Here is a 20,621-nt window from a genome sequence, read left to right as displayed (position 1 = left end):
GGGGGGCAGTCCTATACGGACAGCAATGGCACGTGGTCGATCACACGTCCAGGAAACGCACGTCCTTGGCGTTGCGGGTGATGAACGAACGCCGCGCCTCGACGTCCTCGCCCATCAGCACGGAGAACAGTTCGTCCGCGGTGGCGGCGTCGTCCAGCGTCACCTGGCCGAGCAGCCGGTGCGCCGGATCCATGGTGGTGTCCCACAGTTCCTGGGCGTTCATCTCGCCGAGACCCTTGTACCGCTGGATACCGTCTTCCTTCGGCAGCTTCCGGCCCGCCTCGGCACCGGCCGTGAGCAGAGCGTCGCGCTCCTTGTCGGAGTAGACGTACTCCGGCTCCGCCCGCGGCCACTTGATCTTGTACAGCGGCGGGCGCGCGAGGAAGACGTGACCGTGCTCCACCAGCGGACGCATGAAGCGGAACAGCAGGGTGAGCAGCAGGGTACAGATGTGCTGGCCGTCGACGTCGGCGTCGGCCATCAGCACGATCTTGTGGTACCGAAGCTTCTCCAGATCGAACTCGTCGTGGATGCCGGTTCCCAGCGCCGTGATCAACGACTGGACCTCGTTGTTCTTCAGGACCTTGTCGATCCGGGCCTTCTCCACGTTGATGATCTTTCCGCGGATCGGCAGGATCGCCTGGTACATCGAGTCCCGGCCCTCTTTCGCCGAACCACCCGCGGAGTCACCCTCGACGATGTAGAGCTCGCACTCTTCCGGCTTGGTGGATCGGCAGTCCTTGAGCTTGCCAGGCAGGCCGCCGATGTCCAGCGCACCCTTGCGGCGCACCAGGTCCCGTGCCTTACGCGCGGCCATCCGCGCCTGCGCGCTGGAGACCGCCTTGTTGATGATCGTCCGCGCTTCGGACGGGTTGCGCTCGAACCAGTCGGACAGCCACTCGTTCGTCGTGGTCTGCACGAAGGACTTCGCCTCGCTGTTGCCCAGTTTCTGCTTGGTCTGGCCCTCGAACTGCGGCTCCGCCAGCTTCACCGAGATGATCGCGGCGAGACCCTCGCGCACGTCGTCGCCGGTGAGGTTCGTGTCCTTTTCCTTGAGCAGCTTCTTTTCGCGCGCGTAGCTGTTGACCACCCTGGTCAGCGCGGCGCGGAAGCCCTCTTCGTGCGTGCCGCCCTCGGGCGTGTTGATCGTGTTGGCAAACGTGTACACCGACGGTGTGTACTGGGTGTTCCACTGCATGGCGACCTCGACCTGGACGCCGTCGCCCTGGGACTCGAAGCCGATCACGCTCTTGTGGATCGGGTCCTTGCTGCCGTTGATGTGCTTGACGAAGTCCTCGAGCCCGCCGGGGTAGTGGTAGGTGCGCTCGGTGATGTTCGCCGGCTTGCCCGCCGCGTCGACGGCGTCCTCGGTGGGCTCCGCCTCGGGACGCTCGTCGCGCAGCACGATGGTCAGGCCCTTGTTCAGGAACGCCATCTCCTGCAACCGCCGCGAGACGGTCTCCACGCTGTAGTGCGTGGTCTCGAAAATTTCCGGGTCGGCCCAGAAGGTGAGCGAGGTACCGGTCCGGCTCGCCGGGCCCGCGTCGATCAACTCACCCGGCTTGGAGTGGTCGTACTGCTGCCGCCAGATCCTGCCGTCGGTGTGCACCTCGACGTCGAGCCTGCGCGAGAGCGCGTTCACGACGGAGACGCCGACGCCGTGCAGACCACCGGAGACCGCGTAGGAGTCGCTGTCGAACTTGCCGCCCGCGTGCAGCACGGTGAGCACGATCTCCAGCGTCGGCCGCTTCTCCTTCGGGTGCATGCCCACCGGGATGCCACGGCCGTCGTCGACCACCCTGACCCCGCCGTCGGCCAGCAGCGTGACCTCGACCTTCGTCGCGTACCCCGCCATCGCCTCGTCGACGGAGTTGTCCACGACCTCCCAGATCAGGTGGTGCAGACCACGCTCGCCGGTGGAACCGATGTACATCCCAGGCCGCTTGCGGACCGCCTCGAGGCCCTCGAGCACGGTGATGGAGGACGCGTTGTAGTCGTTACTGTTAGCTGCCACCGGCTGCCATCTCCTCGTCTCGCCCACGCGTGAACGCGGACGTTCGCCCACTCCCCCAACAGTCTACTTGGCCAGGTTCGCTCACATGCGCCAAGGACACCCCTGATTTGCTCACAGAGCCACGAACGTGAAGTCGGATGTGTTCGATGGTACCCGGAGCCCGCCTCGAAGCGCTCCGGCGTCCAGACAACGGCAGGCGGATTACCGTCGACACGCCGAGAACATCAGCCGGTCGAACTACGCGTCGCCAATCTCGTCCTCCGGCAGGTCCTCACCCGTACGTGTCTCGTGGGCCACGGCCGGACACATGCCGTGGCCCCTTTCGCCAACTCGGCGCCGCGGGTCCCTGGATCCGCATGCGCTTGACCACGCCGTTGCCGACCACACCTGCGATCTTCACCAGCAACTGCCCCTGCAGCAACCTGAGCTGCGTCGCCCAGGCCGTCGAAGTGGCCTGCACGGTCAACTCGCCGTCGCGCAGCGCGATCGGCTGCGCGTGCTCGGCGACCTCCTCGCCCACCAGCCGGGCCCACTGCCCGAAGACCTGCCCGGTGGCCAGCCGGGAATTCCACCCGCGTTCGACCGCGAGCCTCGAGACGATTCTGCCGAACGGCTGAGGATCGCGCTGGTCGGCGCCTGCCCCGGACCACCGGCGCCTGCGCGGGTTCTGCCGTTGCCCGCCTGCGGCGCCGCCGCCTCGGGCGGTGAAGTTCGCCCGCCGGACCCCGGGTTCGTGACCTCGGGTGCTGGCCTTCTGCCGTGCCGCCTCGAGGGCAGCTCTGGCGAGATCCCGGCCACTACCCTCGATCGGCCCAGCGGCGCTCTCACTCTTCGTGGCCGACCGCGGGCCCTCTCCCGGTCGATCCTGCTCGGACGGAGGAGTGGACCCCCCGTTCGGCCGTTTAGTTACTCCGGGCGATAACCCGTTCACGGTGTTATCCACACTATCCACAGGTTTGTCCCCAGATAGGGGTGAATCAAATGTGTCGCCGGTCACCCCGCGTGTCCCGGTTCGGGGGCCACGACCACGCGATCCGCCGTTCCCAGCGGTCCTGTCAGTGCGTGTCTGGAAACTCGGGTCCGCTGTCGAGTCGCCAGGGCTCTGACTCCCAGGGCCCTTGCGGCTCTGCCGGTTGACGCCCTGCCGCCTCGACAACGGGACTTCGTCGCCCGAGTTCCACGGATCACCCTGACCACGCGCGCTGCCGTTCCCAGCGGTCCTGTCAGGCACGGGCCACCCCACTTTCCGACACCGCGAACCGGATCCCGTCCAGTTCCGTGGGCACATCCTCGTCCACCGCTGCCGTCACCAACACCTGTTCGGCGCTCGCGGCGACCTCAGCCAGGCGGGCCCTGCGCTTGCGGTCCAGTTCGGCGAAGACGTCGTCGAGCAGCAGCACCGGCTCGCCCGCCTCTCCCCGCAGCAGTTCGTACGAGCCGAGCCGGAGTGCGAGCGCGTACGACCACGACTCGCCGTGACTCGCGTATCCCTTGGCCGGAGCCTCGCCGAGAATCAGGTCGAGTTCGTCACGGTGCGGACCGACCAGGCTCACCCCCCGTTCCAGCTCCGCCGAGCGGGACTCGCCGAGCGCGTGCAGGAGCACCTCGGTCAACTCCTGCACACTCGCGGCGGAACCGCCCGCGACGCCGTACCCCTCGGGAAGCGCGTCGCCGAGACTCGACCGGTAGCCGATCTCCGCAGGCCGCGAATCCGGTGCGACCCCCGCATAGGCGGCGGAGGTGTACGGGGCGAGTGCGGCCACCAGGTCGAGTCGTCCAGCCAGAAGCTGTGCGCCCGCTGCGGCAAGATGGTTGTCCCAGACGTCCAGGGTGGACAGCGCGTACGGATCCTCCTTGCCACCGCGGCGCTTGCCCGCGGTTTTGAGGAGTGCGTTGCGCTGTCGCAACACCTTCTCGTAGTCGCTGCGCACACCCGCATAGCGCGGGGCGCGCAGCACCAGTAGCTCGTCCAGGAACCGGCGCCGCTCGCCAGGATCGCCACGCACCAGCGCGAGATCCTCCGGTGAGAACAACACCGTGCGCAGGATGCCGAGCACGTCCCGCGGACGCCCGACCGCTCCCCGGTTCACCCGTGCGCGGTTGGCCTTGCCCGGGGTGATCTCGAGCTCGATCGTCAGTTCGCGCCCCTCGTTGACCACGGCGGTACGCACGAGCGCGCGTTCACATCCGTGCCGCACCAGCGGTGTGTCGGTGGCGACGCGGTGCGAACTGAGTGTCGCGGTGTACCCGATGGCTTCGAGAAGGTTGGTCTTCCCACGACCGTTGGGTCCGACCAGCACGGTGGCGCCAGGTTCGAGTGGCAGATCGAGCAACTCCCAGGAGCGGAAGTCGGTGACCTGTAGATGACGGAGGTACATGGCGGTGCCTTCGGCCGCGCCGGCTACTCCCCGGCCTTCTTCACGGCGTGTCCACCGAACTGGTGCCGCAGCGCGGCAACGGCCCGCATGGCCGAGGACTGCTGCTGACGGGAGGCGAACCTGGCGAACAGCGCGGCGGAGATGACCGGTGCGGGCACCGCGTTGTTGATCGCTTCCTCCAGCGTCCACCTGCCCTCGCCGGAGTCCTCGACGTAACCCTCGAGGTCGTCCAGTTCCGGGTCCTCGTCCAACGCGTGGACCAGAAGTTCCAGCAGCCAGGAACGCACGACGGTCCCACGCTGCCAGCCCTTGATCACCTCAGGCACGTTGGCCACGATGTCCGATGCCTCGAGCAGTTCGAAGCCTTCGGCGTAGGCCTGCATCAGGCCGTACTCGATGCCGTTGTGGACCATCTTCGCGTAGTGGCCTGCCCCGACCGGCCCAGCGTGGGAGAAACCCTCTTCCCTCGGGCCCTCCGGGCGCAACGCGTCGAAGATCGGCATCGCCTTGGCGATGTCGGCGTCCGACCCCCCGGCCATCAGGCCGTAACCGTTGTCCTTGCCCCAGACGCCACCGGACACCCCGACGTCGAGGTAGCCGACCCCCTTGCTCGCCAGCAACTCCGCGTTGATCTTGTCGTCGGTGAACCGGGAGTTGCCGCCGTCGATCAGCAGGTCGCCCTCGCTGAGCAGGTTGCTGAACTCGGCGACGATCTGCCGCGTCGGCTCACCGGAAGGCACCATGACCCAGACGATCCGCGGAGCGTCCAAAGCGGACACCAGCTCCTCGAGCGATCCGGTGTCGGTCACCTCGGGGTTGCGGTCGTAACCGACGACCTCGTGCCCGGCGGCTCGGAGCCGCTCGCGCATGTTGAACCCCATCTTGCCGAGGCCGACGAGTCCGAGCTGAACCATGAAGATCCCCTCTGTTGGCGAAGGTGTGTGTCTCGAAACGCCCGCGGGCCTTGCTCAGCCGGGCAGGCGAACGGGCATCAACAGGTAGAGGTAACCGGGAACCACCTGTCCCTGCTCATCCGCGGGCTTGATCAGCGCGGGACGGTTCGGAGTCGTGAACGTCAGTTCCGCGCGATCGGTGTGCAGGGCACCGAGTCCGTCGACGAGGTAGCCGGGGTTGAAGGCGATGGTCACCGGCTCGCCCTCGTATTCGACCGGCAACTCCTCCTCGGCGCTGCCCTCGTCGTCACCGCCCGCGGACAACCGCAGCGATCCTTCGGCGAACTCGAGCCGAACCTGGGTACCACGCTCGGCCACCAGCGAAACACGTTTGATCGATTCGGCGAGTGCCGAGACCTCGAGCACGGCCCTCGACGTGTGCTGTGCGGGGAGCAGCTGGCGGTAGGGCGGGAACTCCGCGTCGAGCAGGCGGGTGGTGGCGTACCGGCCGGAGCCGGACAGGCCGAGCAGTCCTTCACCGCTGGCGAGCGCGAGCTTGACGGTGGCTCCGCTCGCACCCAGTGACTTGGCGGCCTCGGCGAGTGTCCGCGCAGGCACCAGCACCGCGGCGTCGGCAAGTCCTTCGGCTGGTTGCCAGGTGACCTCGCGCATGGCGAGCCGGAACCGGTCGGTCGCGACCAGGGTGAGGGTGTCCCCCGCGATCTCCAGACGCATACCGGTGAGCATCGGCAGCGTGTCGTCCTTGCCCGCGGCGACGGCGACCTGGGTGACCGCCTGACCGAACGCCTCGCCTGCCAGTTCACCCGCGAGTGCGGGCTGCGCAGGCAACTGGGGATAGTCCTCGACCGGCATCGTCGGCAGGCTGAAGCGAGCGCTGCCGCAGGTGATGGAGGCGCGTGAGCCGTCGACCGAGATCTCGACGGGTTGGGCAGGCAGCGCCTTCGTGATGTCGGCGAGCAACCGGCCCGAGACGAGGGTTCGTCCCCCGTCCGCGATCGTCGCCGGCACGCCGACCGTGGCGGAGACCTCGTAGTCGAAACCCGACACGGTCAGTGCGTCACCACCTGCGGAGTCCGGGTCGGAGCCGGCATCGAGCAGTACTCCGCCCAGGACGGGCACCGGTGGCCGGGACGGCAGGCTGCGTGCCACCCAGGCCACGGCGTCTGCCAGCCCGTCCCGCTCGACGCGGATCTTCATGCGCCCATCCTTTCGACAGCCGAGCCGGTTCGGCTCGAAAGATCGACATACACCGCCGAGGACGCCCCGATGGCGGGGACGGCCGGTGGACATCCGGGGCGGTTGAAGCCCAGCTTGCGACGGCACCGGCGTCTGGCGGCCCTGGTGTGGACTTCCACGGTAGAGCGTGACGGCAGTGGCCGTCATCTGGGCCCGGCCTGAATTTTGTCGACACATCGACACCGATCGCGAACTGTCCCCAACTTCGTCGCCGCCTGTTTTTCTTTAGTTCTTCTAGAGAGGAGTTTTTTCAGTGACAGTAATAAGGGCTGTGGATTGTGTGGACAGCCGCTTCTTTCCCTGCTCCGTAGGCGCGGCGGCCTGTGGAGCAGGGGGTGGTCATCCGGTGGACAGATTCGGCCGTCGGTGGACAGTTTCGCGCGGCGGGCAAACCGTCCACATTCATCCACAGTTGTCCACACAACCATCCCCAGGTGTGGGTCGACCTGTACCCAGGCAGTGCACCGGCTTGCCCACAACACGAACCCCTCAGGCGAGTGAAAGGAAGTTCCTCCACAGCCTCTGATGTGTCGTGGATCTCGTTCCGGACCGGCGAAATCCGTTGGCACAGCGGCAAAAGCTCGCTCACGTTCCCCGTGGTCTGGTCGCGCGCCAGGACGTCCCGCCTGCGGCGAGCACCACGCAGGTGACGCCGATCCACTGACGCGGACCCAGAAACTCCTGCAGCAGTAACAGTCCGGCCAGTCCGGCCACCGCGGGTTCCAGGCTTTCGAGCACTCCGACCACTCGTGGCGGCAGCCGGCGCAGGGCGGCGAGATCGAGCGAGTACGGCAGTACGGCGGAAAGAACCGCGACGCCCGCGCCCGCCGCGAGCACCGGCGGATTCAGGAGGGTGGCACCGTTTTCCGCGACACCGAACGGAATCGTCAGTACCGCTGCCCACGCCACGGCGATCGCGAGCAGGCTTCCGTCGGCGGAGTGCTTCCCCGCGTGCGTGCTCAACAAGAGGTAACCGGCCATGGCCGCGCCGGAGCCGAGTGCGAGCAGCGCACCTTCCACTGGCAGCCCGGCCGCGTCCTGCGCGTGGAACAACCACACCCCTGCCGCCGCGATCGCGGCGAACCCCACGTCGACCGGACGGCGCGAACTCACGAGTGCGAGCACAAGCGGTCCCAGTAACTGCAGTGTGGTGGCGACCCCGAGCGGGAGATGACGCAGCGCCGGATAGATCAGATTCATGCCGGCGATCGCGGTCCCGAACGAGCAGGCGAGCAACAACCGCTCCCGGGACCACGGTGCCCCGGGACGGTGGATCGCGAGCAGGACGAGGGCGGCGAAACCGAGTCTCAGGCTCACCACGCCGGACGGGCTCAGCTGGTCGAACAGCTGCTTGCCGAATGCCTGTCCGAACTGGACGCTCACCACGCTGCCCAGCACGAGCACCGGCGCGGGAGCGGAGAGCTTGCTGCCGATGGCGGTCATGCCTCGAGTCTGGGCAGGCGGAACTGTTCAGGTCCATCAAACGTTTCGCCACAAAATGCTTTAGCTTGAACTACATGATGGATCTGCGCCGATTGCGGGTCCTCCGGGTGCTGGCCGAGCGGGGAACGGTCACGGCGACCGCGGAGGCACTGCACCTGACGCCGTCCGCGGTCTCGCAGCAACTACGCCAGCTCTCGCGTGAGCTCGGGGTCGAGCTACTGCGGCCGGACGGCAGACGGGTGCAACTGAGCCCGGCCGCGCGAGTCCTGTTGGAGCACACGGACCGTCTGTACGAACAGTGGGAGCAGGTGCGCGCGGAGATTGCCGTCTCCGAAGGCGTGCCCCGAGGACGGCTGGGGATGTGCGCGGTTTCCTCCGCGATCGCCGCGCTGCTCGCTCCTGCGGTCACCCGGCTGCGGGCGGTATATCCAGAACTGCGCGTGTTCATCAGTGAGGAGGAGAGCGCGGACTGTTTTCAGCTGCTGCTCACCGAAGAGAGCGACATCGCGGTGATCCTGCCGACTCCGGACACCCCGCCGATGACCGATCCCAGGTTCGAGCATCGGTCACTGCTCGAAGATCCACAGGATCTACTGGTGCCGCGAGGGCATCGGCTGGCACGGGAGGACGGTGTGGAACTCGCCGATGCGGCGGGCGAAAGGTGGATCGTCAAGCAACGGCACAACGACACCTTTCCCCTGTTGCTCGCCGCGTGCGCCGCCGCGGGATTCACCCCGGACGTCGCGCACTCGGCGAAGGAGTGGTTCGCGGTGTCAGCGCTCGTCGCCGAAGGACTCGGGGTATGCCTGCTGCCACGGCTGGTGCCGATCCCGGAGCGGTATCCGGTGATGCGGGTTCCGTTGCGTGGCAGTCCGATTCCGGCCCGGCGGATCGTGGCGTGCGTGCGGCGGGGTAGCGCGGAGCAGCCGGCGGTCGCGGCGGGGCTGCGGGTGTTGGGAGAGGTTGCGGGGGTGGAGTGAGGGCGCGGGGTGGGGTTGGTTTTTGTGCGGAGGTCACCATTCGCGCTGTGTTCAATCGGCAACACTCCGCAAGCTGCGTGTTGCGTGCATCGGGCCAGACCCTCACCTCGAGTCCGGGCGGTTGCGTTCTTACTGTCTGGCCCGGTGTTCAATCGGCAACACTCCGCAAGCTCCGTGTTGCGTGCATCGGGCACGACCGTTACGTGACGTCCGCGCGTCACGTAATTACTGTCGTGCCCGCTGCTTGATCCGCGAAGTCAGCTCCTGCACCTGGTCATAGATCCTGCGGCGCTCGGCCATCTCCTTGCGGATCTTCTTGTCCGCGTGCATCACCGTCGTGTGGTCGCGGCCGCCGAACGTCTGGCCGATGCGCGGCAACGACATGTCCGTCAGCTCTCGGCAGAGGTACATCGCGATCTGTCGTGCGGTGGCCAGCGCCTTGGTCTTGCCGGGGCCGCACAGGTCGTCCAGCGTGACATCGAAGAACTCGGCGGTCACGCCCATGATCGTCGGAGCACTGATCTCCGGTGCCTGTGAGTCCGGGATCAGGTCGCGCAGCACGATCTCCGCGAGACCGACGTCCACCGGCTGCTGGTTCAGTGACGCGAAAGCGGTGACACGAATGAGCGCGCCTTCGAGTTCCCGGATGTTGGCCTCGATCCGGGCGGCGATGAACTCAAGCACGTCCCCGGGAACCGCGAGCCGGTCCTGCGCGGCCTTCTTCCGCAGGATCGCGATGCGGGTCTCCAGTTCGGGCGGCTGGATGTCGGTGATCAGACCCCACTCGAACCGGGTGCGCAGCCGGTCCTCGAGAGTCTCCAGCCGCTTCGGTGGCCGGTCCGAGGAGACGACGATCTGCTTGTTCGCGTTGTGCAGGGTGTTGAAGGTGTGGAAGAACTCCTCCTGAGTTCCTTCCTTGCCTTCCAGGAACTGGATGTCGTCGACCAGCAGGATGTCGATATCTCGATACCGACGCTGGAACGCCACCTTGCGGTCGTCACGCAGCGAGTTGATGAAGTCGTTGGTGAATTCCTCGGTCGACACGTACCGCACCCGCATGCCGGGGAACAGTCGTTGGGCGTAGTGCCCCACGGCGTGCAGCAGGTGGGTTTTGCCGAGGCCGGACTCACCCCAGATGAAAAGCGGGTTGTAGGCACGGGACGGGGCTTCCGCGACCGCGACCGCCGCCGCGTGGGCGAACCGGTTCGAAGCACCGATGACGAAGGTGTCGAAGGTGTACTTCTCGTTGAGCCTGGTCTTCGACGTCTGTGGTTGTGCCGGTGCCGTGTAGGGCTGACCGGCATGCGGCCTGCCGGAGAACGTCGGCCAGATCTCGTGCACCGCGGCGAGGGCCTCGCCCTCTTCGTCGACTTCTTCCTCGCCACCGTCGATGGGGTCGGTGCCCATGTGCCGTGGGGCGACGGAATGCTGGTTCGACTGCGCCCTCGACAGGTCGGGCGACTCTGTTCTGTTGCCGTGCCTGGCGGCGGGAACCCGGCCACCCTCGGCCGGAGGCATCGGCGGGGCCTGCTGCGGGTTCATCGGCGCCGAAGGTTCGGCGTGTCCGACGGAGTTCTGACTGCCCGCGGACCCTGGCTGACTCCGGTGATCCGGATGTCCCGGATGCCGCTGCGGCGCCGACGGCGCCTGCGGACGGACGTTGTTGCCATTGTCCACCCGACTGGGGGACGCGGAGTACCGGTTCACGTTCGCCGGGTTCGGTGCGCCGATCGAGTGAGTCGCGGCGTCCGCGGTGTCCACTTTCACGGCGAGCGACACGTCCCGGCCCAGCCTGCGTGACAGCGCCTCGGTGATGGGGTCTCGCAGGGCGCGCTCGATCGCCTCTTTGGCGAAGTCACTCGGGGCCGCGAGCAGTGCGGTGCCGTCGAGCAGCCCGATCGGGCGGGTAACCCGCATCCACGCGCGCTGTTGCGGCGACAAGGTGCCGTCGGAGAGCTCCCTGACGACCTGCTCCCAGACGACCCCAAGATTGACCTGGTGCTCGGACACCTGCTCTGCTCCCCTCCCCTCGAACGCTCACGCACGTCACCCCGCAGATACGCTGACCACGCGATCGAGCGTCATAGCAGGCGGTCATGGTCACCCGCGCAGCAGGTATCCACATAGTTGTCCACAGCTGTGCACTAATACACGGCGCCCGGCTGTCGGCACCGTTACTCGACCCGAGGTCAAAGTACGCCAGACGGAGTCTCCCACCTTCCGACGGCGGTGCAGGCACCTCCCGGGCGACCTGAGAAGGGGCACGCTAACAAGCTGCGCGCCCTGCCACAAGACGCCCGCAGGAGCAAGGGTTACACGGTATACGGCGTGTTGCCACTCGGTGCTGTTGCGTGGTCCTCGATCATGAACGTAGCCGGTTGCCCTGTGCGACCGAGGGGCCGGTTTCCGAGTCACCGGACCGGGTGCGTACCCTCGTAGGGTCTGCCGCCGACAGCGGGCCGTTTTTGCGTGCCTGTGTCAGCGAGCCCGACAAGTTCGGACCGCGATGTTGGTAGGAGACACCACAGACAGACGTGCTGTCCGCACGACACGCCCGTCCGCGGGTGCCGAAGTCGAGACCAGGAGAACTTAGCCGTGAGCAAGGGCAAGCGCACCTTCCAGCCGAACAACCGCCGCCGCGCGCGCACCCACGGGTTCCGGCTGCGCATGCGGACTCGCGCCGGTCGCGCCATTGTGGCCGCTCGTCGCCGCAGGGGTCGCGAGCGGCTTTCCGCCTGATCCGCTCGGCGGGACGACGTGCTTCCTGCCCGCGCTCGCGTGCGGCGCAGTGACGAGTTCCGCACAGTCATGCGCGGCGGCGCCCGAGCTGGGCGTCGCCGCCTTGTGCTGCATGCGATTGATGCCGACGAGTCGAAGGTCGGCTTTGTGGTGAGCAAGGCCGTTGGCAACTCGGTGGTGCGGCATCGGGTGGCTCGCCGATTGCGGCACCTGGTGGCATCCCGTCTCGGAACCTTGAACCGGGACAGCGCGTTGGTAGTGCGGGCACTTCCCGCCGCCGCCGAGGCGAGCAGTGCCGAACTCGGCGCGGACCTGGACGCGGCACTGCGCAGGCTCGGTCTTCTACCGGCCAAACAGGCCGGCGGTCCTGGTGAGTCCCGGCGGAACGCCGACGGTGGCGACAAGACCACGCGAGCGGCACCGTGACCGACGTGGGTACGGCGCCAAGCGTCGGCGGCTTCGCCGGCGAAGAGAACGGACCAGCGATGTGAACGAACCACAGGTGGACGGCCGGGACATGGCCGAGAGCCGGGAGGCGCCCGAAGCGCCCCGGCCGAGCCCGGCCGCGTGGGTACTGCTGCTCCCTGTTCGGTTCTATCGCAAGGCCATCTCCCCCTTCCTTCCGCCCAGTTGCCGCTTCTACCCGAGTTGCAGTGCTTATGCGGCGGAATCTCTGACCCGGCACGGCGCGGCGCGCGGCTCCTACCTCGCGTTGCGCAGGTTGCTGCGCTGCGGCCCGTGGACACCACCCGGCCGCGACCCGGTTCCGGAGACCTTCTCCTTCCGGCATCGCCCCCAGAGACCTGATACATCTACCGAGGAGTAGCTCAGTGCTCGACTTCATCTACTACCCCGTGTCGTTCATCCTCTGGTGTTGGCACAAGGTCTTCGGATACATCTTCGATGAAGCCACCGCCGTCTCGTGGGTGCTGGCGATCATCTTCCTGACCTTCACGGTTCGCGGCATCATGTTCAAGCCGTTCGTGAAGCAGGTGCGGTCCATGAAGAAGATGCAGGACTTCGCACCCGAGATCAAAAAGGTCCAGAAGAAGTACGCGAACGACAAACAGCGCCAGGCGCAGGAGATGCAGAAGCTCCAGCGCGAGCATGGGGTGAACCCGCTCGGCAGTTGCCTGCCGATGCTGCTGCAGATCCCGGTCTTCATCGGTCTGAACCACGTCCTGCGGATGTTCGCGCCGGGGAAGTCGGAGAACTACTTCTTCGATGCCGGCGGTGTCGAGTCCTACGTCAAGGCGGACTTCTTCGGCGTCAACCTCGGTGACGCGATCAACCACGTTTCGATGATGGGCGGTAGCGCCGCGGGTGGTGGCGGCTGGGACTGGAGTGTCGCACCGGTCGCGGTTCCGCTGATGATCGTCGCCAGCATCGCGACCCACTTCACCGCGCGACACTCGGTGGCTCGGCAGAACCCGGCATCGGCCACGCAGCAGACAGCGATGATGAACAAGCTGACGCTGTGGATCTTCCCCGGTGGCGTGCTCATCTTCGGTGCCTTCTTCCCCATCGGTCTGCTGCTCTACTGGCTGGCCAACAACGGCTGGACCTTGATGCAGCAGCGGTTGGTCTACACGAAGATCGACAAGGAAGAGGAAGTCAAGAAGACCGAGGCGCTGGAGAAGCGGACCTCGCTGGCACCCAAGCCCGGTGCGAAGCCGCAGGCGGGCCAGAAGCCGCAGGTTGGGCAGAAGCCGAAAACCGGACAGAAGCCGGGCCAGAAGAAGCAGACGACCGCCGACTCCGACAGCACGTCGAAGAACGGCACACCCAAGGATGGTTCGGCGAAGGACGGCGCAGCCAAGAACGACAACGGCGCGAATGGCAAGCCGAACGGCGGCACCCCGAAGAACGGGTCCAAGGCAAAGGGCGGGAGCGGCGCCAAGGGTGGTGCCTGGGCGAAGAACGGCGGCGCCCAGCAACGCCCGGCCAACCAAGGCAAGAAGGCACCGGGTCGGAAGCGTCGGTGACGCGACCGGGGTCGGGAGAGGAGACAGACATGGCGGAGACGGTCGAGGCGATCGACACGGAGAAGGACGACGCGGTTTCACGGGAAACCACGAAGGGGACGCGGGAGGCACGCTCCTCGGGTGTGGATGACGATGTTCTCGTCCAAGAGGGCGACATCGCGGGTGACTACCTGGAGCGGCTGCTCGACCTTCTGGACTACGACGGCGACATCGACCTGGACGTGGAAGCCGGGCGCGCCATCGTGAGTATCGACGGGGGCGAGGATCTGGAGAAGCTCGTAGGTGCGCGCGGCAACGTCCTCGAGGCACTGCAGGAGTTGACTCGGCTGGCGGTGCAGCAGGAGACCGGTTCTCGTAGCCGGTTGATGTTGGATATCGCCGGGTGGCGTGCGGACCGCAGGGAGGAACTCCGTGAGCTCGGCCGGTCCACTGCGGAGTCGGTACTCGCCAGTGGCGAGCGGGTGCGGCTGCAGCCGATGAGCCCGTTCGAGCGCAAGGTGGTCCACGACGCGGTAGCGGCGGTGGACGGCGTGCAGAGCGAGAGTGAGGGCGAGGACCCGAAGCGTCGCGTGGTGGTGTTCCCCGCTTCGTAGTTCTCGGACAGAGTTGACCAAGCGGCCCGCCGGATTCGGCGGGCCGCTTTTTTTGTTCCAGACTTGCCAGTTTCACGTGAAACGCGAGCAGTGCGGGTGCTGTTCGGTTTCTCATGTCTTCGTACGCGGACTGTCGCGTCGATCGGCGGCCTGGTTCGGGGACAATCGAGGAAGCCGTTTCACGTGAAACGGCGAGCGACAGGGAGTGATCAGTGAGTGTCGAGAACACGGGGACGCCGGTGCCGGAAGCCGCCGGGCGGGTCTTCGGTGATCGAGTGGAGATCGCGAGCGCGTACGTCAGCCTGCTCGAACAGCACGGAGTAGAGCGAGGGTTGATCGGTCCCCGTGAGGTGGATCGCCTCTGGGACCGCCACGTGCTCAACTCCGCCGTCCTCGGCGAGTGCATCCCCGGTGGTGCGCGAGTGATCGACGTTGGGTCGGGCGCGGGGCTCCCGGGCGTGCCGCTCGCGATCGCGCGACCGGACCTCGATATCGTGCTACTTGAGCCGATGGCACGCCGGGTGGACTGGTTGCATGAAGTGGCCGATCGCCTGGATCTCCATCTGACTATCGTGCGAGGACGCGCGGAGGAGCGCGAGATTCGCCGGCAGTTGTCCGAGGCGGACGTGGTGACGGCCCGTGCCGTCGCTCCCCTGGCTCGACTGGCGGCCTGGTGCCTGCCATTGGTCCGGCCGGACGGACTACTGCTCGCGCTCAAGGGAGTCAGTGCGAATGACGAGATCGAACGCGACCGCCTGGAGGTGGCCAAAGCCGGCGGCGTCGATCCGGAGGTACGACTGTGCGGCGCCGGCTTGCTGGAGACTGCGAGCACCGTGGTCGTGATCCGGCGAGCACGTCCGCCCGCAGGCAAGGACCGGCGAGGCAGGGGACGCCCGAGGAGTCAACTCCGCGGCTGAGCGAATGAGTCTGCGGGTGAAAGGATTGTCCGTGCACGACGACCAGAGGCCACGCGTGATGTTCCACGTGAAACGGTGCGCGACCCACGCGCCCGTCAACCCAGTAGAACCGACCGTCTTGATGACGAAGGAGGCGTAGCGCCCGGTGAATCCCCGAACCCCCCAGGACGCTCCGGGTGCCGGCCATGAATTGGCCTGGACGCCAATCGCGGAAGAAGCAGTACGTGCGGCTCGCGTGCTGCACCCCGAGGAGCACCAACTCCCCCGGCCGAATCGGCGTCGCGTGCTGACGGTGGCCAACCAGAAGGGCGGCGTCGGTAAGACGACCAGCGCCGTGAACCTCGCCGCCGGACTCGCACTGCACGGACTCAAGACGCTCGTGATCGACCTCGATCCACAGGGCAACGCGAGTACTGCGCTCAACGTGGATCACCGGTCCGGCACGCCCTCGGTCTACGAGGCGCTGCTTGGCGAGGTGTCCCTGGCGGACGCGGCCGCGGTCAGCGAGCAGTCTCCCAATCTGCTCTGTGTTCCGGCGACCATAGATCTCGCCGGCGCCGAGATCGAGCTCGTGTCGATGGCTTCACGTGAAGCACGGCTGAAGGAGGCGCTCACCGACGAGGCGCTGGACCAGTTGGGCGTGGACTACATCTTCATCGACTGTCCCCCATCGCTGGGGCTGCTCACGGTGAACGCGATGGTGGCCGCACAGGAGGTCCTGATTCCCATTCAGTGCGAGTACTACGCGCTGGAGGGGTTGGGCCAGTTGCTGAGCAACATCGAGCTGGTGCAGCGGCACCTGAACCCGGAGCTGGCGGTCTCCACCATCCTGCTCACCATGTACGACGGCAGGACCAAGCTGGCCGATCAGGTGACCCAGGAGGTCCGCAGTCACTTCGGCGATGTCGTGCTGAAGACTGTGATTCCGCGCAGTGTGAAGGTGTCCGAGGCGCCGGGGTACGGACAGACCGTTCTTGCCTACGACCCCGGTTCTCGAGGTGCGATGAGCTATCTGGATGCCGCGCGTGAAGTCGCGGAGCGTGGTGCGCAGGAGGGAACGGCATGAACGAACGCAGGGGTGGCCTCGGTCGGGGATTGGCAGCGCTGATTCCGACCGGGCCGGTGAGCACCGAGGGGACCGCCACGGCGGAGGTGCGGACCGGCGACACTCCGTCGCGGCCAGGAGACAAGGACTGGTTCGCGGCGAACGGTGAGATGGACTCGGCGTCCGGTGAGGTCGCGGGGGCGGTGTACCGCGAGGTGCCGGTCAGCGCGATCAAGCCGAACCCGAAGCAGCCCCGGCAGGTCTTCGACGAGGAGGCGCTGGCGGAACTCGAGCATTCGATTCGCGAGTTCGGCCTCATGCAGCCGATCGTGGTGCGCCAGCTTCCGGGTGACGAGTACGAGCTCGTCATGGGTGAGCGGCGACTGCGTGCCTCGCAGCAGGCCGAACTCGAGGTCATTCCGGCCATCGTCCGGCAGACCGCGGACGAGGCGATGCTCCGCGATGCCCTCCTGGAGAACATCCACCGGGTGCAGCTGAACCCGCTCGAGGAGGCTGCCGCGTATCAGCAGCTCCTTGAGGAGTTCGAGGTTACTCACGAGGAACTGGCCGGCCGGATCGGCCGTAGCCGACCGGTCATCACCAACACGATCCGCCTGCTCCGGCTCCCTCTCCCCGTCCAACGGCGGGTTGCGGCCGGGGTGCTGTCGGCCGGACACGCCAGGGCCCTGCTCTCCCTTGAGGATGCGGGAAGCCAGGAAGAACTGGCTGCGCGCATCGTCGCGGAGGGACTGTCGGTCCGGGCCACCGAGGAGGCGGTGACGCTCAGCAAGAGCGAGAACAAGGCCAAGCCGAAGGCGCCCGCCAGGAAGCCGATGCAGGCGCCGGGGCTCCAGGATTTGGCCGAGCGACTGTCCGACACATTCGACACTCGGGTCAAGGTTGATCTCGGTCGCCGCAAAGGTCGAATCGTGGTCGAGTTCGGCTCCGTGGACGACCTCGAACGCATTGTCGCGATCATGGACCCGAATCGGACAAATCAGGCGGAGAATATCGAGGAGTGATCACCCAGGGGCCTTTCGTCACGGTGATGATTGCGCAGCGGTAAGCCTCGATCACTTTAAGCAACTGGAGTAGCAGGTGCGCGGATTCGACGATCTGGTGGCGGAGGCTGTCGCCGCTCCGGTCGAGGGCTGGGACTTCTCCTGGCTGGACGGGCGCGCGACCGAGGAGCGTCCTTCCTGGCGCTACGCCGAGGCGATGGGTAGGCGGATGGCCGACGCGACCGCGGCGCTCGATATCCAGACCGGCGGCGGCGAGGTCCTTGCCGGAGTCGCTACCCTGCCCACTCTCACCGCGGCGACCGAGTCCTGGCCGCCGAACATCGCGCGAGCAACCGAACTGCTGCACCCTCGTGGCGTCGCGGTCGTCGTTGACGAGGACGAGCCGCCACTCCCCTTCGCGGACGGCGCATTCGATCTCGTCGTGAGTCGTCATCCCGTCACCACCTGGTGGACGGAGATCGCCAGGGTTCTCTGTCCCGGGGGCACCTACTTCGCGCAACACGTCGGCCCCGCCAGTGTCTTCGAGTTGGTCGAGTACTTTCTCGGCCCGCAGCCGCTCGAAGTGAGGCGTAGACGTCATCCGGACGATGCCAAAGCCGCGGCCGAGGCGGCCGGGCTCGAGGTGGTCGATCTACGGTTCGAATCGCTGCGGACCGAGTTCTACGACATCGGCGCGGTCATCTACTTCCTGCGGAAGGTGATCTGGATGGTTCCCGGTTTCACCGTCGAGAAGTACCGGCCGCAGCTCGAAGCACTACACGAACGCATCCAGCGGGTCGGCCCCTTCGTCGCACACAGCACCCGCTTCCTCGTCGAGGCTCGGCACTTTCCCGGGAAAGTGCGGGACTGACATCAGCTCGCCCTGGCCACCGCGCGCGACACAAGCTCCGTGAAGACGCTGCCCAGCGAGGCGCCGGACGCCTCGACGGCCATGGGCACCGTGGAGGTCTCGGTCAGTCCCGGCGAAGGGTTCACCTCGAGGAACTGCACGGTCCCGTCGGTGGTGATGATGGCGTCGGTGCGGGAGATGTCGCGCAGGCCGAGCACTCGGTGGGCAGCGATGGCGAGTTCGGCCACTGCCTTCGCGGCGTCGTCGGACACGCGTGCGGGGGCGAAGAAGTCGGTGAGGCCCGCCGTGTAGCGAGCCGTGTAGTCGTAGACGCCGTTCTCCGGCACGATCTCGACCGCGGGCAGGGCCGCAGGCCCATCGGCGCCTTCGATGACCGTCACGGCCACCTCAACGCCCTCCACGAGCCGCTCGGCGAGCACGGTGTCGCCGTAGGCGAAGCAGCCGACCATGGCGGCCGGCAACTCGGCGGCGTCGCGCACCACCTGGGTGCCGAGCGCGGAGCCCCCTTGGTCCGGCTTCAGGATCAGCGGGATACCCAGACGATCCACCATCGCGTTGAGGACTGCCTGTGCTCCCAGTTCCCGGAACGTGCTGTGTGGCAGCACCACCCACTCCGGGGTGTTGAAGTCGGCCTCGGCGATCAGTGCCTTCGCGGTCGGCTTGTCCCACGCCCGCCTGCAGCCCTGTGAGCTCGTGCCCACATACGGCACCCGCAGCATCTCCAGCACGGTCTGAACCGAGCCGTTCTCGCCCTCTCCCCCGTGCAGCGCGACGACGGCGGCGTCGGGACGGTGGTCACGCAGTCGGTCCAGGAGCCCGGCGTCGGTGTCCCACTCCTCGACCGTCAGCCCCTCGCCACGGAGCGCGGCGGAGAGCCTGCGGCCCGACCGCAGCGAGACATCACGTTCATGGGAGAGGCCGCCTGCGAGTACGGCAACGGTACGGTCGGCCACAGGTGGGTCTCCTTCGATCTTGCTGCGTACTGTCCGATCAGGACAGAGCTGATCTCCGCTTTCGCGGTTCCTGCAGGTGAATCACGCCGTGTCCGGTGACGGCGACTGTGGTCCCGACACCGCACGGGTGGTTACGTTACCGAACGTGCGCATGAGGTCCATTTCGGACTCCAGGACGCTGGCCAGTCGCCGGACCCCCTCCCGGATGCGCTCCGGTGTCGGGTAGCAGTACGACAACCGCATCTGCCTGCTGCCGAAACCGTCGGCGTAGAAGCCCGTGCCCGAGGCGTACGCGACCCGGGCGGTCACCGCTCGCGGCAACATGGCCTTGGTGTCGACACCTTCGGGAACCGTGACCCAGACGTAGAAGCCGCCGTCCGGCTTCGTCCAGCTGCAGCCGGCTGGCATGTGCTGCTCCAGCGCGCCGATGATCGCGTCCCTGCGCTCCCGGTAGTTCTCGCGGAAGGTCTTGATCTGTCCCTTCCAGTCGTGCGTGGCGAGGTAGCGCGACACGACAAGCTGGTTCAGCGTCGGCGGGCACAGTGTGGCCGACTCGGCCGCGAGCACCAACTTCTCCTTGACGGCGTGCGGTGCCAGTACCCAGCCGACGCGCAGGCCGGAGGCGAACGTCTTGGAGAACGAGCCGAGGTACACCACGTTGTCCGGGTCGCTGGCGCGCAACGCCGGGTAGGTCTGCCCGTCGAAGCCGAGCAGACCGTAGGGGTTGTCCTCCACCACCAGCACGCCGTGCCGGGCGCAGATCTCCAGGATCTCGGCGCGACGGTTCACCGCGAGCGTGACGCCGGCGGGGTTGTGGAAGTTCGGGATCGTGTAGAGGAACTTGACCCGTTTGCCCTGCCTGCCGGCCTGGGTGAGCGCCTCGGTCAGCCCAGCGGGGTCGAGGCCGTTCTCGTCCATCGCGACGTGCACGACCTGGGCCTGGTACGCCGCGAAGGAGCCGAGCGCGCCGACGTAGGACGGACCCTCGGCGATGACCACGTCGCCCGGGTCGCAGAACAGCCGGGTGACCATGTCCAGGCCCATCTGCGAGCCCACGGTAACCACGACGTCGTCGGGGTGGGCCGAGATGCCCTCCATCGCCATGACCTCGCAGATCTGCTCGCGCAGCGCGGGCACGCCGTGCGCGGAGCCGTACTGCAGGGCGACGAGCCCGTCCTCGGCGATGAGTTCGGCCATCTGCGTGGACAGCGTGTCCAGCGGCAGGGCTGCGAGATTCGGCATGCCGCCGGCGAGTGAGACGACCTCCGGCCTGCTCGCCACCGCGAACAACGCTCGGATCTCCGACGCCGTCATCCCCGCGGTACGCGCGGCGTAGCGGTTGAGGTGCGGATCGAGGTTGTGGTGCCCGGACTGGGCCGGCGCAGCGCCGGCCGTCCCGGGCTCGAGCTCTGAGGAGTCAGTCATCGACACATCGCAAGCTGGTCAGGTGGCGGATGGCTACCGGAAGGTAGTTCCGACGAGTGTAACCGGAGGGTGTTGTAGGACTCCCGGCCTTTCGACGCTCGTCACATCGGCATATCCTCGTCCTGCG

At 67.0% G+C, this 20,621-nt stretch carries 19 protein-coding genes; 10 read left to right on the top strand and 9 right to left on the bottom strand.

Going from position 1 to position 20,621, the window contains the following annotated elements; translation table 11 throughout:
* Positions 1–40 precede the first annotated feature (40 nt).
* From gyrB to BM199_RS02895, 6 genes are all read right to left on the bottom strand, one after another.
* A complete protein-coding gene (gene gyrB / locus BM199_RS02920; RefSeq protein WP_091668922.1) occupies positions 41–2,014 on the bottom strand; it encodes a DNA topoisomerase (ATP-hydrolyzing) subunit B in 1,974 nt (657 codons plus the stop codon).
* Positions 2,015–2,285: 271 nt separating this feature from the next.
* Positions 2,286–2,822, bottom strand: coding sequence for a DciA family protein (locus BM199_RS34395; protein ID WP_245788142.1), 537 nt, complete (start codon positions 2,820–2,822; stop codon positions 2,286–2,288).
* Positions 2,823–3,237: 415 nt separating this feature from the next.
* A complete protein-coding gene (recF, locus tag BM199_RS02910) occupies positions 3,238–4,392 on the bottom strand; it encodes a DNA replication/repair protein RecF (protein ID WP_091668917.1) in 1,155 nt (384 codons plus the stop codon).
* 23 nt (positions 4,393–4,415) lie between these two features.
* Positions 4,416–5,306 carry a phosphogluconate dehydrogenase (NAD(+)-dependent, decarboxylating) gene (gene gnd, locus BM199_RS02905; RefSeq protein WP_091668914.1) on the bottom strand — a complete coding sequence of 297 codons (891 nt, stop codon included), beginning with the start codon at positions 5,304–5,306 and terminating at the stop codon, positions 4,416–4,418.
* Positions 5,307–5,360: 54 nt separating this feature from the next.
* Positions 5,361–6,503: a DNA polymerase III subunit beta gene (gene dnaN / locus BM199_RS02900; RefSeq protein WP_091668912.1), complete on the bottom strand. Its 1,143-nt coding sequence runs from the start codon at positions 6,501–6,503 to the stop codon at positions 5,361–5,363.
* Positions 6,504–7,127: 624 nt separating this feature from the next.
* Positions 7,128–7,985, bottom strand: a complete 858-nt coding sequence (locus BM199_RS02895; protein ID WP_091668909.1) for an EamA family transporter — start codon at positions 7,983–7,985, stop codon at positions 7,128–7,130.
* A 74-nt stretch (positions 7,986–8,059) separates the two neighbouring features.
* On the opposite strand from BM199_RS02895, the gene BM199_RS02890 reads away from it, so the two are divergent.
* A complete protein-coding gene (locus tag BM199_RS02890; RefSeq protein ID WP_091668907.1) occupies positions 8,060–8,965 on the top strand; it encodes a LysR family transcriptional regulator in 906 nt (301 codons plus the stop codon).
* A 225-nt stretch (positions 8,966–9,190) separates the two neighbouring features.
* Here BM199_RS02890 and dnaA read toward each other — a convergent pair whose 3' ends face one another.
* Positions 9,191–10,975, bottom strand: coding sequence for a chromosomal replication initiator protein DnaA (gene dnaA, locus BM199_RS02885; protein ID WP_091668904.1), 1,785 nt, complete (start codon positions 10,973–10,975; stop codon positions 9,191–9,193).
* Positions 10,976–11,560: 585 nt separating this feature from the next.
* Between dnaA and rpmH the strand changes: the two genes are divergently transcribed.
* The 9 genes from rpmH (at position 11,561) to BM199_RS02840 (ending at position 18,116) form a co-directional block, all read left to right on the top strand.
* Positions 11,561–11,704: a 50S ribosomal protein L34 gene (rpmH, locus tag BM199_RS02880; protein WP_091668901.1), complete on the top strand. Its 144-nt coding sequence runs from the start codon at positions 11,561–11,563 to the stop codon at positions 11,702–11,704.
* A gap of 18 nt (positions 11,705–11,722) precedes the next feature.
* Positions 11,723–12,130, top strand: coding sequence for a ribonuclease P protein component (gene rnpA, locus BM199_RS02875; RefSeq protein ID WP_091668898.1), 408 nt, complete (start codon positions 11,723–11,725; stop codon positions 12,128–12,130).
* Between the two features lie 91 nt (positions 12,131–12,221).
* Positions 12,222–12,530 carry a membrane protein insertion efficiency factor YidD gene (gene yidD / locus BM199_RS02870; protein WP_091669741.1) on the top strand — a complete coding sequence of 103 codons (309 nt, stop codon included), beginning with the start codon at positions 12,222–12,224 and terminating at the stop codon, positions 12,528–12,530.
* Positions 12,531–12,534: 4 nt separating this feature from the next.
* Positions 12,535–13,689: a membrane protein insertase YidC gene (gene yidC, locus BM199_RS02865; protein WP_091668897.1), complete on the top strand. Its 1,155-nt coding sequence runs from the start codon at positions 12,535–12,537 to the stop codon at positions 13,687–13,689.
* 29 nt (positions 13,690–13,718) lie between these two features.
* On the top strand, positions 13,719–14,282 hold the full coding sequence (locus BM199_RS02860; protein WP_091668894.1) for a Jag family protein: 564 nt from the start codon (positions 13,719–13,721) through the stop codon (positions 14,280–14,282).
* 212 nt (positions 14,283–14,494) lie between these two features.
* Complete coding sequence (rsmG, locus tag BM199_RS02855; RefSeq protein ID WP_091668892.1) at positions 14,495–15,199, top strand: 16S rRNA (guanine(527)-N(7))-methyltransferase RsmG; 705 nt, start codon at positions 14,495–14,497, stop codon at positions 15,197–15,199.
* A gap of 145 nt (positions 15,200–15,344) precedes the next feature.
* Positions 15,345–16,265 carry a ParA family protein gene (locus tag BM199_RS02850; protein ID WP_091668889.1) on the top strand — a complete coding sequence of 307 codons (921 nt, stop codon included), beginning with the start codon at positions 15,345–15,347 and terminating at the stop codon, positions 16,263–16,265.
* On the top strand, positions 16,262–17,266 hold the full coding sequence (locus tag BM199_RS02845; RefSeq protein ID WP_091668887.1) for a ParB/RepB/Spo0J family partition protein: 1,005 nt from the start codon (positions 16,262–16,264) through the stop codon (positions 17,264–17,266). Before BM199_RS02850 ends, BM199_RS02845 begins: the two co-directional genes overlap by 4 nt.
* 76 nt (positions 17,267–17,342) lie before the next feature.
* Positions 17,343–18,116, top strand: coding sequence for a class I SAM-dependent methyltransferase (locus BM199_RS02840; RefSeq protein ID WP_091668884.1), 774 nt, complete (start codon positions 17,343–17,345; stop codon positions 18,114–18,116).
* Positions 18,117–18,118: 2 nt separating this feature from the next.
* On the opposite strand, the gene BM199_RS02835 is transcribed toward BM199_RS02840, so the two are convergent.
* Entirely contained in the window at positions 18,119–19,069 is a 951-nt protein-coding gene (locus BM199_RS02835) for a D-alanine--D-alanine ligase family protein (protein ID WP_091668881.1), read from the bottom strand.
* A gap of 81 nt (positions 19,070–19,150) precedes the next feature.
* Positions 19,151–20,494, bottom strand: coding sequence for an aminotransferase-like domain-containing protein (locus BM199_RS02830; protein ID WP_091668879.1), 1,344 nt, complete (start codon positions 20,492–20,494; stop codon positions 19,151–19,153).
* Positions 20,495–20,621 lie beyond the last annotated feature (127 nt).

Source organism: Amycolatopsis marina, from assembly GCF_900111885.1.
GTDB lineage: Bacteria > Actinomycetota > Actinomycetes > Mycobacteriales > Pseudonocardiaceae > Amycolatopsis > Amycolatopsis marina.
This window is presented reverse-complemented; position numbering and strand designations above follow the sequence as displayed.